Annotated in this window: 14 protein-coding genes; 10 read left to right on the top strand and 4 right to left on the bottom strand. The window is 41.4% G+C overall.

Features of this window, described 5'->3' with window-relative positions:
- Nucleotides 1-123: 123 nt before the first annotated feature.
- From BT112_RS11475 to BT112_RS11460, 4 genes are all read right to left on the bottom strand, one after another.
- Entirely contained in the window at nt 124-1,098 is a 975-nt protein-coding gene (locus tag BT112_RS11475) for a zinc-dependent alcohol dehydrogenase family protein (protein WP_072317510.1), read from the bottom strand.
- Nucleotides 1,099-1,150: 52 nt separating this feature from the next.
- On the bottom strand, nt 1,151-1,456 hold the full coding sequence (locus tag BT112_RS11470) for an ArsR/SmtB family transcription factor (protein WP_072317509.1): 306 nt from the start codon (nt 1,454-1,456) through the stop codon (nt 1,151-1,153).
- Between the two features lie 312 nt (nt 1,457-1,768).
- Complete coding sequence (locus BT112_RS11465; RefSeq protein WP_072317508.1) at nt 1,769-3,682, bottom strand: sigma 54-interacting transcriptional regulator; 1,914 nt, start codon at nt 3,680-3,682, stop codon at nt 1,769-1,771.
- A 10-nt stretch (nt 3,683-3,692) separates the two neighbouring features.
- On the bottom strand, nt 3,693-5,558 hold the full coding sequence (locus tag BT112_RS11460) for a sensor histidine kinase (RefSeq protein WP_072317507.1): 1,866 nt from the start codon (nt 5,556-5,558) through the stop codon (nt 3,693-3,695).
- Nucleotides 5,559-6,569: 1,011 nt separating this feature from the next.
- Here BT112_RS11460 and BT112_RS11455 point away from each other — a divergent pair.
- The 10 genes from BT112_RS11455 to BT112_RS11410 all read left to right on the top strand — a co-directional run bounded on the left by BT112_RS11455 (nt 6,570) and on the right by BT112_RS11410 (nt 14,990).
- Nucleotides 6,570-7,286, top strand: a complete 717-nt coding sequence (locus BT112_RS11455; protein ID WP_072317506.1) for a pirin family protein — start codon at nt 6,570-6,572, stop codon at nt 7,284-7,286.
- 52 nt (nt 7,287-7,338) lie between these two features.
- Nucleotides 7,339-8,028, top strand: a complete 690-nt coding sequence (locus BT112_RS11450) for a hydrolase (protein ID WP_072317505.1) — start codon at nt 7,339-7,341, stop codon at nt 8,026-8,028.
- Nucleotides 8,029-8,082: 54 nt separating this feature from the next.
- Complete coding sequence (locus BT112_RS11445) at nt 8,083-9,882, top strand: amidohydrolase (RefSeq protein WP_245777030.1); 1,800 nt, start codon at nt 8,083-8,085, stop codon at nt 9,880-9,882.
- A gap of 101 nt (nt 9,883-9,983) precedes the next feature.
- Nucleotides 9,984-10,436 (top strand): YceI family protein, encoded by a 453-nt coding sequence (locus BT112_RS11440; RefSeq protein WP_317039592.1) that lies wholly within the window; start codon nt 9,984-9,986, stop codon nt 10,434-10,436.
- A 102-nt stretch (nt 10,437-10,538) separates the two neighbouring features.
- The gene (locus BT112_RS11435) at nt 10,539-11,879 is read left to right on the top strand and encodes an alginate export family protein (protein ID WP_139276144.1); all 1,341 of its coding nucleotides are present in this window, start codon (nt 10,539-10,541) and stop codon (nt 11,877-11,879) included.
- 529 nt (nt 11,880-12,408) lie between these two features.
- Nucleotides 12,409-12,936: a YceI family protein gene (locus BT112_RS11430; RefSeq protein ID WP_072317502.1), complete on the top strand. Its 528-nt coding sequence runs from the start codon at nt 12,409-12,411 to the stop codon at nt 12,934-12,936.
- 101 nt (nt 12,937-13,037) lie between these two features.
- Complete coding sequence (locus BT112_RS11425; protein WP_072317501.1) at nt 13,038-13,322, top strand: GNAT family N-acetyltransferase; 285 nt, start codon at nt 13,038-13,040, stop codon at nt 13,320-13,322.
- A gap of 12 nt (nt 13,323-13,334) precedes the next feature.
- Nucleotides 13,335-13,547, top strand: a complete 213-nt coding sequence (locus BT112_RS11420) for a (4Fe-4S)-binding protein (RefSeq protein ID WP_072317500.1) — start codon at nt 13,335-13,337, stop codon at nt 13,545-13,547.
- Between the two features lie 11 nt (nt 13,548-13,558).
- A complete protein-coding gene (locus BT112_RS11415) occupies nt 13,559-14,740 on the top strand; it encodes a cation:proton antiporter (RefSeq protein ID WP_072317499.1) in 1,182 nt (393 codons plus the stop codon).
- A complete protein-coding gene (locus BT112_RS11410; RefSeq protein ID WP_072317498.1) occupies nt 14,733-14,990 on the top strand; it encodes a glutaredoxin family protein in 258 nt (85 codons plus the stop codon). The genes BT112_RS11415 and BT112_RS11410 overlap by 8 nt, the downstream gene beginning before the upstream one ends.
- The last annotated feature ends 10 nt before the right edge of the window (nt 14,991-15,000 follow it).

Genomic DNA, 15,000 nt, shown 5'->3' with positions numbered 1-15,000 from the left:
TTTGTCATGGGTGTTTCATTGTTATATTTTTTTATTTGAGATATCAAGGTAAACATCTGACCTCCTGTTTTTTTAAGTACCTATCATGGCTCGAGGAGGTCATTGTTATGTCTTGAAAACTTGTTATGCTTCTTTTTCAACTTCTATACCTATTTTGCCATAGAAGTTTTTATCACCTGTTCTGTATTCCAATAAGCTATGGGCCTTACCAATCTCCGACAACGGAAATACCTTATTTAAAACCGGTTTTAGCTTGTTGCTTTCTACCAGTTTGGTTAATTCATCCAGTTTATTTCTATTCTGCCGGGTAAAGACAAAGTGATAGGTCGCATTTTTCCCCCAGGCCTCAATAAGGTTCTGAGGTTTCTCTATGTCCACCAATGTCACTACCTGCCCCAGCTGACTGAGGATCTTTCCGCTATCGGAAAGGGTGTTACCACCGATAGTATCAATGATGACATCTACGCCTTTATGGTTTGTCAATTGATCGATCACCTGAAGGTAGTCTTCATTTTCATAATCAATGACATGGTCAGCACCCAGTTCCAGGAGAAATTCATGATGGGCTTTTCTGGCTGTGGTATACACAATGGCTCCCATAGCCTTGGCGATTTGAATGGTCGGTATCCCTACACCACCGGCGCCGCCATGAACCAGGATGGATTGGTTGATTTTGAGTTGTGCCCTGGAAACCAGCATTTCCCAGGCTGTTCCTGCAGCCAGGGGAAGTGTTGCGGCTTCCAGGTGGCTCAGATTTTTTGGTTTTAAACCCATGATGGACTCGTGGGCAACGTGGTATTGAACGTAACTCCCGGGGCCATTAAAAATCTCCGGGGTATAATACACTTCATCACCGACCTTAAAGTTTTTTACCCCGGGTCCGAGCGCTACGATCTCACCGGAGATATCGTGACCTGTAATAACGGGGAGTTCCAGTTCATTTTTATAATCCCCCCGGCGTACCTGGTAATCCAAAGGGTTTACAGAAGTAGCATAGACCTTGACCAAAACTTCCTGGAATCCGGGTTCAGGTGTAGGGATATCTGCAATTTCAAAATTTTCAATAGAGCCGAACTCTTTTAACACTGCTGCTTTCATATTTATGTATTTGTATAATTAGGCAAAAGCCTAAAAGTTAAGCAAAAAAATTTTATAATTTATTTTTAATATACGTTGCCAGATCCTGAATTGATTTTTCGTTTCTTTTATAATAAGTCCACTGTCCCTTTCGTGTAGCGATCAAAATATTCGCCGCGGACATGGTCTTTAAATAATCAGAAACAGTAGGGACGGACATTCCGGCCTTTTTGGCAATATCGGACACACATACACCCAACTCCGGGGTGTCCTGGCTCAGTTCCTCTTCCGGAAAATGGGCAAAGGGGTCCTTTAACCATTCCAGGATGTTTAAACGCGTTTCGTTTGATAATGACTTTATGATCTCTAATAATTCCATGGGACAAATTTAGGAAATTACCTAAATACCTACATAATGTTTAACAAAATTTTATGAAAGCCCATAATAAGCACCTACCTGCCGGCAGGCAGGTTTAGCAAAAATACCCAAATACCAACCGATATACCTGCCTGGCTGTCAGTCAGGAAGAATGCCAAACCAATGGCCTGTTAATTTTTGTATAGATGAAATGAATGTATACTACTCTTTTTCTCTTCACAGGTAATTTAGCACGTACAAAACCCAATAACTATTCAGAAAAATACTATTTAATACCGGCCGATCTCTCACAGAAACTTATCACCAATTGCCTTACGACTTTAAACCTACCCGTTTCTCAATCCCCAGGCGCTTTATTTTGGCAAAAAGTGTTTTTTCTTTCATCCCCAAAATTTTTGCGGCGCCTTTAGGGCCGCTTACGCGCCAGTTAGTATGATCGAGAACTTCTACAATATATTCTTTCTGTTTGGTTTCGAATGTTTTAAAGTCGTTATTAGAGGTAATTAATTCATTTTCAGGAATCCAGTTACCAGGGGTCAATGTTTTACCGTTTTCTACGATCACTGCCCGTTCCATTAAATTCTCCAGTTCCCGGATATTTCCCGGAAAATCGTATCGCAAAAGTGCTTCCAGAGTTTTTTCAGATAAACCTTCAAAGAATTTCCCTGTCAGGTTCATATATTTATCTAAAAAATATTGGGCAAGAAGAGGTATATCCTCCTTTCGCTCTCGTAACGGGGGAGCGTAAACAGGAAAAACATGTAACCTGTAATACAGGTCCAATCGGAAATTACCCGTTTCAACCTCGTGTTCGAGGTTTTTATTTGTGGCTGCAATGACCCTTACATCCAGGGGTATGGTCTTGGTATCCCCGATGCGTTCTATTTCATTCTCCTGTAGTACCCTCAAGAGCCGTACCTGCATTTCAAGGGGCATTTCACCTATTTCATCTAAAAATATGGTTCCCCCGTTGGCTTGTTCAAATTTTCCTGTACTATGGGTGGAAGCCCCGGTAAAAGCTCCTTTTACATGTCCGAATAAGGTCGATTCTATAAGGTTTTCAGGGATGGCACCACAATTGATAACCACAAACGGAGCTTCGGAACGTGGTGAAAGCCGGTGAATGCATTTGGCAAATAATTCCTTTCCCGTACCACTCTCTCCCATAATTAAAATCGAAGTTTTCATAGGGGCTACACGCTCAATGTCGTGTAAAACATTTAAAAGTTTCGGACTTTTCCCTATAATCTCTTTAAACGTTCCCGTGTTTTTATGACTTGTAGCATGTCCTTTTACCGAAGTGCCGCCAGATTTTTTCAGACCGACCTTATTTTCTAATATATCAGAAAAAACAATACCCAGGCTTTGTATAAGATCTGCTCTCGTCCTGTTAAATACTCCCTTATGCTTGGCATAAAATGAAAAACTAAGCCTTTTTTCATGTCCCTGATCTATGCTAAGGGCCATACAGGATTGTAGTTTGAACGGGGTGCTCACCATTTTTTCGAACCGGGAAAGGTCCTTCAACCGGTCAAATTCCGTATCCTCGTATATGCCCTGCACTTTCAGCAGGCTTCTTTCCGCAATAATCCCTTCTACCTCACTGATGGACAATCCCAGGATATTGGAAAACTCGTTGACTCCTATGATCTGGTATTTCCTGATTCCGACCCTGTGGATTCCCAATCTCAACGTATATGTATCACGGACCAAATTACAGAACAGGAAATCAAAAGGAATACCTGGCTGTAAGACCTTTGCTATTTCTTCAAAACATTCTTCTCCTTTATCACCCGTCGGAATACTGCTTAATTTTTCAAAAAGCTGTTGTTCCGACTGGGTGTTGGTATCCGCATGATGCTCTATATGGTATGTGGCAATTTCCAAAGCAATGTGTAAGTCTTTCTCCCTGAAAGGTTTTACCAGGAAACCATAAGGATTTGTCTTTTTCGCCTGCTCCAGGATCAGTTTGTTGGAGTAAGCAGAAAGATAAATAAAAGGGATGTTCAACTGTTGAAGCCTTTTAGCCAGATCAATACCGGACAATTTTCCCTTTAAATGAATATCCAGCAATACGATATAGGGGGGCTGTTTATCTATAAACAGAAGTGCTTCCTCAACAGTAGAAGCGATACCTGAAACAACAAAGTTCTGCTCTTCAAGATAGCAAGACAAATCATTGGCTACGATAAATTCATCTTCTACAATAAGAATGTGTTTCTTCATCTTCCTGATATTAAGTGTGTTGAGCGTATATATCCGAAATGGTGATGTGCCTGAACATAACCCGGATTAAAGTACCATTATTATTTTCAATCTTCAAAGATCCGTTTAATTGTTTGCTTAGCCCTTTTATTAAGGTCATTCCCATAGAAGGAAGAACATCCTTCGAATGATCCTTCTGTATTCCTGTCCCATTATCCTGTATGCTTAATACATAATAATCTTTTTCACTCTTCATAGTGACTTTAATTACCCCTTTGTCCTGTTCCGGAAAAGCATATTTGATCGCATTGGTGATGGCTTCATTTAAAATTAAACCTACGGGAATGGCCTGGTCTTCCTGAAGCATGATCCGGTCTACATCCAGTTCATATTTAATGTGTGAACCTTCATCCAGACTTTCCCTTAAATACCGAAGCAGATTTTCTATGTACGAATTTATATCTATTAAATTGGAATTGTCCGACTTATATAGTTTTTGATGGATCAGGGAAATTGCAAATAAACGGGACTGGCTCTTTTTTATAGCAGCATATATTTCAGGGTTTTTAATATATCTGGACTGGGTATTAAGTAAACTCATTACTATTTGCAGATTGTTCTTCACCCGATGATGGATTTCCTTAATCAACCATTCTTTTTCAGACAAAAGTTCCTGTAGCGTATTATTCTGCTGTGCAATTTCCTCCTTTTGGCTTAATAACACCCTATTAATCCGCTTTTTATCCACATGCCCTTTATACAGAAAAAGACTGGCGGTAAAAAGGAGAACAAGCCCTCCCAAAATTAATTTTTTTATCAGGTTAGCCCGGTCCAGTTCCATGCTTTTAACTACGTTTTCATTTTGCAGATCGCTGATCTTATTTTCTTTCTTAACCGTTTCATACCGGATTTTTATTTCTTGTATCTGTCTGCTTTTCTCCGTATTAAAGATAGAATCATTAAGTTTTTTATAAGTCTGGTAGTATGATATGGCATCCCTGTAATTGCCTGTAGCCGAGTCTGCTTTAAACAACATCAGGTTTGCCTTGGCCATATTGGATACACTGGAAAACGGGAAGGAATGCAACAAATAACCTTTAGCTTTGTTATACTGTTCCCGGTCTACATAGTAACTACCCAGCTTAAGATACGCCAACGATTTTTTTCGAATTAATTCATGGCTTCTGGATTCGTTGTCATATAACCTCAACATCTCGGCAAAATGCCTGTTCGCCATAACCTGTTTACCCAATGCACTATACGCATACCCCTTGGCTTCTTCCAGCTCCGCTATACCTGAAGATTTCTCAAATGGGGCTACCTCCAGGATTAAATCCAGGGCCTGCTGGTTTTTATTCAGAAGAAGTAATTCTTTACTGGTCACATTCACAATGTGATACAATAATTTTGTATCCAGGCTGTTTTTTATGTTTAACGCTTTATCATACCATTCCAGGCTTTTTTGACGATCGCCTAAAGCACTGTAGTTTTCTCCTACAAAATGATAATACAGCCCGGCGTGAACAGTGTCTTTGGTCTGTACCATGCTTTTAACATTCTCAAGAGAATAATACAGGCTTTTTTCCAGGTTACCCCGGATGTTATGTACCAGTTGTAATAGGTGGTAGGTCTCGTGTATATGTTCATGCCCCGTAGATTTGAATAATAGTAATGCCTTCTGCAAATGGTTATCTGCCGTTATCAATTTATCTTCATTAAGATAGCATTCCGACAAATAGTTTAGCACATCAGCCTGCCTGTTCTTATCACCCAATTCTGTATAAATGTGTAAAGATCTGTTTAACAGGTTAATGATTTCAGCGTAATTTTTTTCTGCCTTATTCTCCTGCAACAAACGTTTTCCTGATTGCAGTAACCTGTTTGCTTCTGCTTCCATTTGACTAACCTTTTCCACGGTAGAAACCCTAAGACTATCCGCCGGTAGTGTAGTATCATGATTCCAGGGGCTAATCGAAGTATCACCCGCAACATTTTCAGCAGTGTGGTACTGTTCTTTATTGCAGGCAGCAAATATGAATAAGATGAATAGTATAACTCTCATGAACTTTAAAAATGGCATTTCTGGCGAAATTAAATAAATCACCGTAAATATATATCAGGTTTTTCTTAAGTCCGAAGCCTGATAATTGTCATCGTTCAAGAGTTGGGGAAAACAAAATAATTCTGATACTTTATATTTCAATCTATCCGGGACCGCTGTAGTGCAAAAGCATCTGTTGTACGCCAACCCATACCGGAAATCCGGATATACACATACAGGAACCAAAGGATAAAGTTTAGACGAACGCTTAAGTTAAAGATAATATTTCAAAAACACAAATTGTTGAATTCCAATCCTATAAAACATTGGAGATTGCAGGGTATGCCGTTAAAGCCGCTCCTTTTGGTATGTTTTAAAAAAGTTTTTAAGGGCAAAATACATGTTTCTGATGTACCATAAAGATGCATAAAGAACCCAACGCAATGTTCCGGGGTTATCGAACGGATAAAGGGTAATCAGTCTCTTCACCGCTGAATAAATTCTGTAATAAACTGAAAATTCCCCAAAATTTCTAATATAAGAGAATAGTACTAAAAAAAGGAAATAAAAAACACGTAGTTTGTTTTCAATATATTGTTATTCATGTAGTTAGAATCCTGGCATAAAATTAGTCTGTTAAGAATCCAATCCGTCATACAAATTCCGGATCGCAAATATTTCAGAAAAAACAATGGAGGTACCAACAGTTCACGACTAAAAAGGAAAATGACACATAAAGCGTTTTTGGCGCAAACCATTACAAATAGCGCAATTCCCGCGGGGAGTAAATAAATCCCGGTAAAACATAGATCGGGATAGAGCGAAAGAAACAGCTATAATCATATATCAAATAACGAATTTAAAACTATGCACACTGTACTTCACAAAGCAGAAACAAGAGGAGACGCCAATCACGGCTGGTTACACTCCCGGCACACCTTTAGTTTTGCCAGTTACCACGACCCGGAGCGCATGCACTTCGGGGTGCTCCGCGTATTAAATGATGACAGGGTTTCTGCCGGGATGGGTTTCGGTACCCATCCGCATCAAAATATGGAGATCATTTCCATTCCCCTCGAAGGTGATCTGGAACATAAGGACAGCATGGGGAATGTAGCCGTTATAAAATCCGGGGACATCCAGGTGTTAAGTGCCGGAACCGGGATAACACATTCCGAGTATAACAAAAACAAGGACAAAGAGGTGAAGTTCCTTCAGATCTGGGGCTTTCCGAACAAGCAGAATGTCACCCCTCGTTACGATCAGATAACCTTAAAGGCAGAAGACCGCAACAACCGTTTTCAGCAGGTATTATCACCCAACCCGGATGACGCAGGGGTTTGGATACACCAGGATGCCTGGTTTAATATGACCCGCCTCGAAAAGGGAAGAGAGCTCTCCTATAGCCTGAAGAACCCGGAAAACAACGGGGTCTATGTATTTGTCCTTAGCGGTAATGTTACCGTAAACAACCAATCCATGAACCACAGGGACGGACTTGGGGTCTGGGATGTACGGGAATTGGCAATAAAAGCTGATTCCGACACCGAGCTACTCCTAATGGAAGTTCCTATGCGAATGTAAATAAGAATCAAAGTATGTATAACCGTCCATGATGACACAAATTAAATCAACAATGAAAAAGACAATTTTATTTATCGCATTCGGAATCTCCGGTTTGTTAGGATTTGCACAAGAACCCAGTCCGGAATTATTAAATCCGACAAACCATTCTTTACTATTGATAGATCATGAAGGGCAAATGGCATTTGCCACACATAGTATTTCTACGACGGAATTAAGGAACAACACAGGGCTCGTGGCAGGAGCTTCTAAAATCTTTAAAATTCCGACGGTTGTTACTACGGTTGCAGAAAAATCATTTAGTGGTCCTGTCTTTCCCGAAATCCAGGAATTTTATCCCGAATCAACTTCCGGTTACGTAGATAGAACTACGATGAATACCTGGGAGGATAAAAATGCGCATAAAGCGATTACCGGTAAAGGCAAAAAGAAAATCGTTATGGCCGGTTTGTGGACCAGTGTCTGCATTGTAGGGCCTGTTTTATCTGCCATTAGTGAAGGCTATGATGTGTATGTGATTACCGATGCCTCCGGAGACGTTTCCAAAGAAGCGCATGACCAGGCGGTAACGCGTATGGTTCAGGCCGGTGCAAAACCCATGACCTCCCTGCAATACCTGTTGGAATTACAACGCGATTGGGCCAGGCAGGAAACCTATAAGCCGGTAAATGACCTCGTTGTTAAATACGGGGGCGCTTATGGCATAGGGGTACAGTATGCAAGAGAAATGCTTAAACATTAATCCATACAAAACGCTCTGCTTCCATGGAGCAGAGCGTTCTTATTCACAGTAATGATGAAACGATTTATATTAGTTTTAACTATTGTCCTGGCATTTGTCTCCTGTAAAGAAAAGGAGAGCAAAAACATCGCGTTTGCCGACCTGATTGTTCATAATGCAAAAGTTGCTGTTATGGATACGGACAGAACAATTACAGAAGCTATTGCTATAAAGGATGGAAAAGTATTGGAGACGGGAGCTAATGAAGAGATCTTAAAGCTGAAAAACGAAAGTACCAAAATCATTGATGCCCATGGCAAAACCATAATCCCCGGTCTCAACGATTCGCATCTGCACCTGACAAGGGGCGGGCGTTTTTTTAATGCCGAACTCCGCTGGGATGGTGTGAAGTCCCTGAAGAAAGCCTTACAGATGTTAAAAGAACAGGCAGAGAGAACCCCTAAAGGACAATGGGTCCGGGTAATAGGCGGGTGGAGCCCTTTTCAATTCGAAGAAAAGCGTTTTCCCACCCCACAGGAGATCAACGAGGCTACCGGAGATGTACCTGCTTATGTGCTTTTTTTGTACAGCAGGGCTTGGCTCAATCAGGCGGGACTCGATGCTTTGGGGATTGACGAAAATACGAAGGCCCCGGAAGGCAGTAGTTTTGAAAAAGGCGCCGACGGTAAATTGACCGGTGTGCTTTTGGCAGAACCCAATCCGGGGATCTTATATGCCCGCATCGGGGCATTACCTTCTTTATCAGAGGAAGAAATGGTAAACTCTACCAGACAATTCTACCGGGAACTAAACAGCTTTGGGATTACCAGCGGTATCGATGCCGGTGGGGGAGGCCATAAATTTCCAACGGACTATGCGGGTACAAAACTTCTGGCTGAAGCGGGTGAAATGCCCATTCGTCTTTCCTATTATCTGTTTCCGCAAAACAAGGGTGAGGAATATGCGGAGTTTCAGGAATGGATGGCCAACAATGAGGTTGGACATAATGGGGAAATACATCTGGACCACGGATATGAGCTGGAAGGAGGAGGAGAATTTCTGGCCTGGAGCGCCGGTGATTTTGAAAATTTTCTGGCCCCTCAGCCTATGCTTGAAGACAGACCAACCTGGAGAGAAGATTTAAAGCGGATTATACGCCTTCATGTAGACAATGGCTGGCCTTTCCGTATACATGCCACCTATGGCGAGACTATAGCCCATATGCTGGATGTTATCGAAGAAGTTAACGAAGAAACCGACGGAAAACTGGCTTCCAGACGATGGCTTTTTGACCATGCAGAAACAGTAAAGGAAGAAGATCTGCAACGAATAAAGGCTTTAAACGGTGGTATTGCCATTCAGGCACGTATGGCCTATGCCGGTGAGTATTTTGTTGAACGCTATGGAGCCGATAAGGCAAAACAGGCACCCCCCGTTCGCAAAATGATGGATATGGGGCTTCCTGTAGGAGCCGGAACCGACGGTACACGGGTAGCAAGCTACAATCCATGGCCGGCATTATATTGGTTGATTTCAGGTAAAACCGTAGGCGATCTTCAACTATCCGAACCGGCTAACCAACTATCAAGAGAAGAAGCTTTGCATTTATACACCAAAGGCAGTGCCTGGATTTCCGATGAAGAAACCGTTAAAGGGACTTTAGAAAACGGTATGTATGCAGACTTAGCACTATTATCCGGTGATTACTTCACCGTTCCGGAAAAAGAAATCAATAATTTAAAATCAGTTTTAACCATAGTGGGAGGCAACGTAGTATTTGCATCAGGTGAATATCAAAATATGAACCCGAAACTACCGGAAGTAATCCCCGACTGGTCTCCGGTAAAACATTACGGAGGTTATCAAAGCAAATAAATGAGTACTGATTTTTAGATCGTAAAAAGCATGAGTACAACAGAAAAAACAAGATGGATAATTGACACTGTACATTCTGAAATCTGCTAAAAGTAAAGTACATGATGATTTCTACAGTAACCGGTCACTTTGAAGATTTTAATACAACAACCGAGACCGGTAATAAGGACTTCATTGATGCGGATTTTCACTTCACGGCAAAAACCGGTTCTATCAACACAAAAAATGGTGATAGGGATAAACACTTGAAATCAGATGATTTTTTCGATGCAGACCCCAATCCTGAGATCATATTTGAGTCCAAATCATTTGACGGAAGCACTTTGGTAGGAGATTTAACAATTAGGGATACCACCAAGGAAATTGACTTGGATGTTGATTTCAATAGAATGGCCGTGGGCCCTTATGGGCAAACCAAAGCTGGTTTTGAAATGTCCGGTGCTATTAACAGAAAGGATTTCAACCTGTCTTGGAGTGCCATAACGGAAACAGGCAGTATTGCGGTAAGCGATACTGTAAAATTGAGTATTGACCTGCAATTTACCAAAGAATAGTCAGGGGGTAATTATCTTAAAATCAATATGTAAAGAACCGGCTAAAGATTATTGCAATCTTTCCTTCAATTCGTGAGTAGTATTGCCAACCTGGGTTTAGTTATGAGACTTAAAAATTGTATGATATTGTTGATTGCTTTTCATTGTTCCATGTATGGTCAGGAGTTTGCCCTTTTACGCCAGCAAGATAATTTGAGATCAATAGATTCTATAGAGGATAAAACCCTGTATCAAAATTTAAAAATTGTTGACATATCACACCATACTACACTTTCCTTCGGGGGGAGTTGGCGATTTCAAACAGAATCATTTATTAATGGTGAATTTGACCGCTATGCAAACCAGGATAATAGCTGGTACTTAAATAGATTTTTAGCACATGCCCATTTAAAAGCAGGCAGGAATTTTGAACTATTTACAGAACTGGGCAGTAGTTTGCCAACAAATAAAGATGATATTAGTCCGGTAGACAAAGACGAGCTTTATATAAACCAGTTGTTTGTCAAATACCAATTCACATCAAGCTGGGATATTGCCGCGGGTAGGCACAACATACGCCTGGGCTCGGGAAGGCTGGTCGATATCCGGGAAGGTCCTAATGTCAGGAGATCATTTGATTTTACAGAGCTAAACTATCAAAACCGGAATTTTAAGGTAAAGGGATTTTTCTCGGTTCCCGTACAACCTTTTTCCAGGGTATTCGACAATGATTATTTAAAGTTCGACGAAACCTTTTCCGGTATATACACGACAACACAGCTTTCTGGAACGACCGGTGTGGATGTATATATCTTCTATCAGAAAGATGATTATGCCCTATATAACAGCGGGACAGAAAATGAGCGAAGAACATCTGTCGGAATCAGGCACTTTGGCAACTATAAAAAGCTGACCTATAACAATGAAGCGGTGTACCAGTTCGGGACATTCGGGGACCAGCATATTTCCGCATGGACGCTTTCCCTGCATATAGAAAGACAAACAACTATAATGGGAAGAGATTTCGGATTAGGCATAAAGACGGAAGCGATAAGCGGTGACAGGGATGCAACAGACAACAAAATGAACACCTTTGATGCTTTGTACCCCAGAGGAGCATATTTCGGGCGGGTTGCCCGGTTTGGCCCTTCCAACCTCATCGATGTTCATCCCTATATAAACACAACCTTCAACAAATGGCAGGCAGAAATAGATTATGACGTCTTTTGGCGCTATTCGACAGAAGACGGTGTGTATGGCGCACCCATGACCCTGGATTATCCGAGTACAAACAACAAAAGGTTTATAGCCCATCAAATGGGAGCCAATATCTCGTTTGAACCCAGCAGTTTTATAAACATACAACTGGAGTCCAATATTGTATTCCCGGGCGCTTTTTTAAAAGAGAGTAGCCTGCCGGATACACTTTATCATTTTGTATTGACAACAGAATTCAGGTTTTAAAAAGATCAAAAAGACAGCACTTGTTTTGAGGTTTTATACCCTGTTCTAACCCCATTGATAAAAAAAGAATAACAATTATTGAAATAGAATTAAACCGCGCCAAAGGATATGCTATGAGGCGAATCAATGAAAAAAGGGGAGGACTAATAGTCTATTCCTTTGCCGATCCCGAATTGATCGTGATAGATCATATCGATGTAGAGCCTGCACATGACGGCAAGGAGACTTTTAACCATTCACGAATGTTTAACGTGTTTCATTTGATAATTACTTTATGATCTCTAAAAATTTCACAGATAAAATATGGTCTGATGAGCGAGATATCCATCTTATAAATATTCTTGAAATTCTGATATTTTCGAAATGTATCAATAGTTAGAATGATAATTTTTGTTTTTTACCTTTTATTTTATTGATAATCAGCTGAATAGGCTTGTGGCATGGAATTAGTTCATAGTTAACCATATTGCGGATACAATCGATGACAGCTTCCTGATCATAATAAATAGTAATTATTAATAATGGTATAATGAGTATAGTGCAAAAAACAAAATGGAATATTGATACTGCTCACTCCGAAATCAGCTTTAAAGTAAAACACATGATGATTTCTACGGTGAGCGGTCACTTTGAGGATTTCACTGCTACGGCTGAGACGGATCGTGAGGATTTCATAGGAGCAGCTTTTCAATTCACGGCGAAAGCAGCTTCCGTCAATACCAATAACAGGGACAGGGACAAGCATCTGCGCTCGGACGATTTTTTCAGTGCGGCATTATTTCCCGAAATATTGTTTACCTCCGGATCTTTTGACGGAAATACAATGGCGGGCAAGCTGACGATCAGGGATGTTACCCGGGAAATCCGCCTGAATGTCGATTTCAATGGCATTGCCGTGGATCTTTACGGGCAAACCAAAGCCGGTTTTGAAATATCGGGAAGTATCAACAGGAAGGATTTTAACCTGGCATGGAGTGCCATTACCGAAGCCGGAAGCATTGTGGTGAGTGACACGGTAAAACTGACGGCATTCCTGCAATTCATCAAAGAAAAATAAAAAGCGGAACAGAACCGGCAAACAAATTCCGTGGCTTTCCATCAGGCGGGCAACAGCTGGGTTTGTACGGATCTCTGAATACAATCTTAAAACCATAGACTGTGGAAATACAACTAAAACAAAGCGACGCCAAAGGATATGCCATGGCGCGGGATAATGAAAAGCGGGCAGGGATGATGACCTATTCCATTGCCGGGCCCGAATTGATCATCATAGATCATACCGATGTAGAACCGGCATATAACGGCAAAGGGGTAGGCAAACAGATGCTGTACAAAATTGTAGAAATGGCAAGAAGTAAAAATATAAAAATCATTCCCCTGTGTCCTTTTGCGGCTGCCGTATTTGGTAAAACAGAAGAGATCAGGGATGTATTAAGATCATAAAACAACACACTTATGGAAACTGTCAAAGAATATCAGAAAGAGGATTTAACGGTGCTGTGGAATCCCAAAAAATGCATTCACGCCGGTGTCTGTGTCAAAACCCTGCCCAAGGTTTATGACCCAAAAGCAAAGCCCTGGATAACTCCGGAGCACGCCTCGAAGGAAGCTATAAAGCATCAGATTGATCATTGCCCTTCCGGAGCGCTGAGCTATCGGGAATCCTAAAAAAAACTTTTATGGAACATCACATATTGTTGAATATCTGTGCCATTTTTGGCGTCGCTACAGCCGTAGTTATTATATGCAGGTTCCTCAGGATCCGGTATATCATCGGGTACCTGATCACCGGAGTGTTGCTAAGTCCCAATACCACCGGCTATTTCGCCGACATGGGAGAAGTCGATGTATACGCGGAAATCGGGGTGATCCTGCTGTTGTTTACCATAGGACTCGAATTTTCGTTCGATAAACTCAAAAAGATCAAACACTATGTATTGGGAGGCGGAAGCGCACAAGTGTTTTTTACCATTATAATTACGGCGGGACTTATCTGGCTCACCATGCGTCCCAGTTGGGAGGAAAGTGTTTTCTGGGGATTTCTGTACGCCCTGAGCAGTACGGCCATCGTTATCAAAACATTACAGGACTCCAACAAAATAGTTACTCCCCACGGTAAATTCATTTTGGCAGTATTGCTGTTCCAGGATATCATGATCGTACCTCTTATGCTGTTTACACCCATTATCGCCGGAGTAGGGGGTGACTCTTTTACGGCATTCGGCTGGTTATTGGGTAAACTGGTGTTGATGGGGGGAATTTCCTATGTACTGGCCCGTTTTGTGATTCCTTATTTCCTGAAATACGTCATGAAGATCCAGAGCCAGGAAGTGTTCTTGATCGCCCTGATCTTTATTGTTACAGGCATTGCCCTGCTTACCGAGCAATTGGGACTGTCTCTTGCGTTAGGCGCTTTTATCGCAGGCCTGATCATCGCCGAAACCGATTATGACCACATGGCTATAAGCTGTTTCTTACCCTTTCGCTATGTGTTTATGAGCTTCTTTTTTATTTCCATGGGGATGTTGCTCAACTATGAGATATTCCTTACCGATTTTGGATGGATCGTGTTCTGGATCTTGTTCGCCTTTGCTGTGAAGGCCATTGCCGGGATTTTGGCGGTTAAAGTGTTGGGACTGGAATGGAAAACCGCGCTTGCCGTAGGATTCTCGATCGCACAGATCGGTGAATTTTCCTTTGTCCTTGCACAAAGCGGGTTAAAGTATGAGTTGATCAGTGCCAACAACTACCAGATATTCCTCGCGGTGTCCATTATCCTGATGTCCGTAACCCCGTTTATCGTGACCAATGCAGAAAAGATTCATCCCACAGTTATAAAACTTATCACCAAAAATGGATAAACCCAAACTGCAATTGTATGGCACCGATTGGTGCCCCAAGTCTGCTGGTATTCGCAACTATTTGCAAAGCAAGTGGATAGCGTTTGAAGATTTTAATGTAGAGACCGATACGGTCGCCGATGCTAAAATACGTGCCCTTTATGATGGGAAATTAAAGTTTCCCACGGTAATGGTTGGCGATGATTTTATAAAAAATCCGAAGGTGCCCGAACTCATTGATTTTTTGAAAAAGCACAACATCGACCATTGAGTAAACGGAT

The sequence above is a fragment of the Sinomicrobium oceani genome, from assembly GCF_900119185.1.
Classification (GTDB): domain Bacteria; phylum Bacteroidota; class Bacteroidia; order Flavobacteriales; family Flavobacteriaceae; genus Sinomicrobium; species Sinomicrobium oceani.
Note: the sequence above shows the minus strand (reverse complement) of the source record. Positions and strands in the feature narration are given on the sequence as shown.

What these genes read in the sequence shown, in the direction of transcription:
- BT112_RS11475 (WP_072317510.1), bottom strand. Translation starts at nt 1,098, where the DNA reads ATGAAAGCAGCAGTGTTAAAAGAGTTCGGCTCTATTGAAAATTTTGAA.
- BT112_RS11470 (WP_072317509.1), bottom strand. Translation starts at nt 1,456, where the DNA reads ATGGAATTATTAGAGATCATAAAGTCATTATCAAACGAAACGCGTTTA.
- BT112_RS11465 (WP_072317508.1), bottom strand. Translation starts at nt 3,682, where the DNA reads ATGAAGAAACACATTCTTATTGTAGAAGATGAATTTATCGTAGCCAAT.
- BT112_RS11460 (WP_072317507.1), bottom strand. Translation starts at nt 5,558, where the DNA reads ATGGAAGCAGAAGCAAACAGGTTACTGCAATCAGGAAAACGTTTGTTG.
- BT112_RS11455 (WP_072317506.1), top strand. Translation starts at nt 6,570, where the DNA reads ATGCACACTGTACTTCACAAAGCAGAAACAAGAGGAGACGCCAATCAC.
- BT112_RS11450 (WP_072317505.1), top strand. Translation starts at nt 7,339, where the DNA reads ATGAAAAAGACAATTTTATTTATCGCATTCGGAATCTCCGGTTTGTTA.
- BT112_RS11445 (WP_245777030.1), top strand. Translation starts at nt 8,083, where the DNA reads ATGAAACGATTTATATTAGTTTTAACTATTGTCCTGGCATTTGTCTCC.
- BT112_RS11440 (WP_317039592.1), top strand. Translation starts at nt 9,984, where the DNA reads ATGATGATTTCTACAGTAACCGGTCACTTTGAAGATTTTAATACAACA.
- BT112_RS11435 (WP_139276144.1), top strand. Translation starts at nt 10,539, where the DNA reads ATGAGACTTAAAAATTGTATGATATTGTTGATTGCTTTTCATTGTTCC.
- BT112_RS11430 (WP_072317502.1), top strand. Translation starts at nt 12,409, where the DNA reads ATGAGTATAGTGCAAAAAACAAAATGGAATATTGATACTGCTCACTCC.
- BT112_RS11420 (WP_072317500.1), top strand. Translation starts at nt 13,335, where the DNA reads ATGGAAACTGTCAAAGAATATCAGAAAGAGGATTTAACGGTGCTGTGG.
- BT112_RS11415 (WP_072317499.1), top strand. Translation starts at nt 13,559, where the DNA reads ATGGAACATCACATATTGTTGAATATCTGTGCCATTTTTGGCGTCGCT.
- BT112_RS11410 (WP_072317498.1), top strand. Translation starts at nt 14,733, where the DNA reads ATGGATAAACCCAAACTGCAATTGTATGGCACCGATTGGTGCCCCAAG.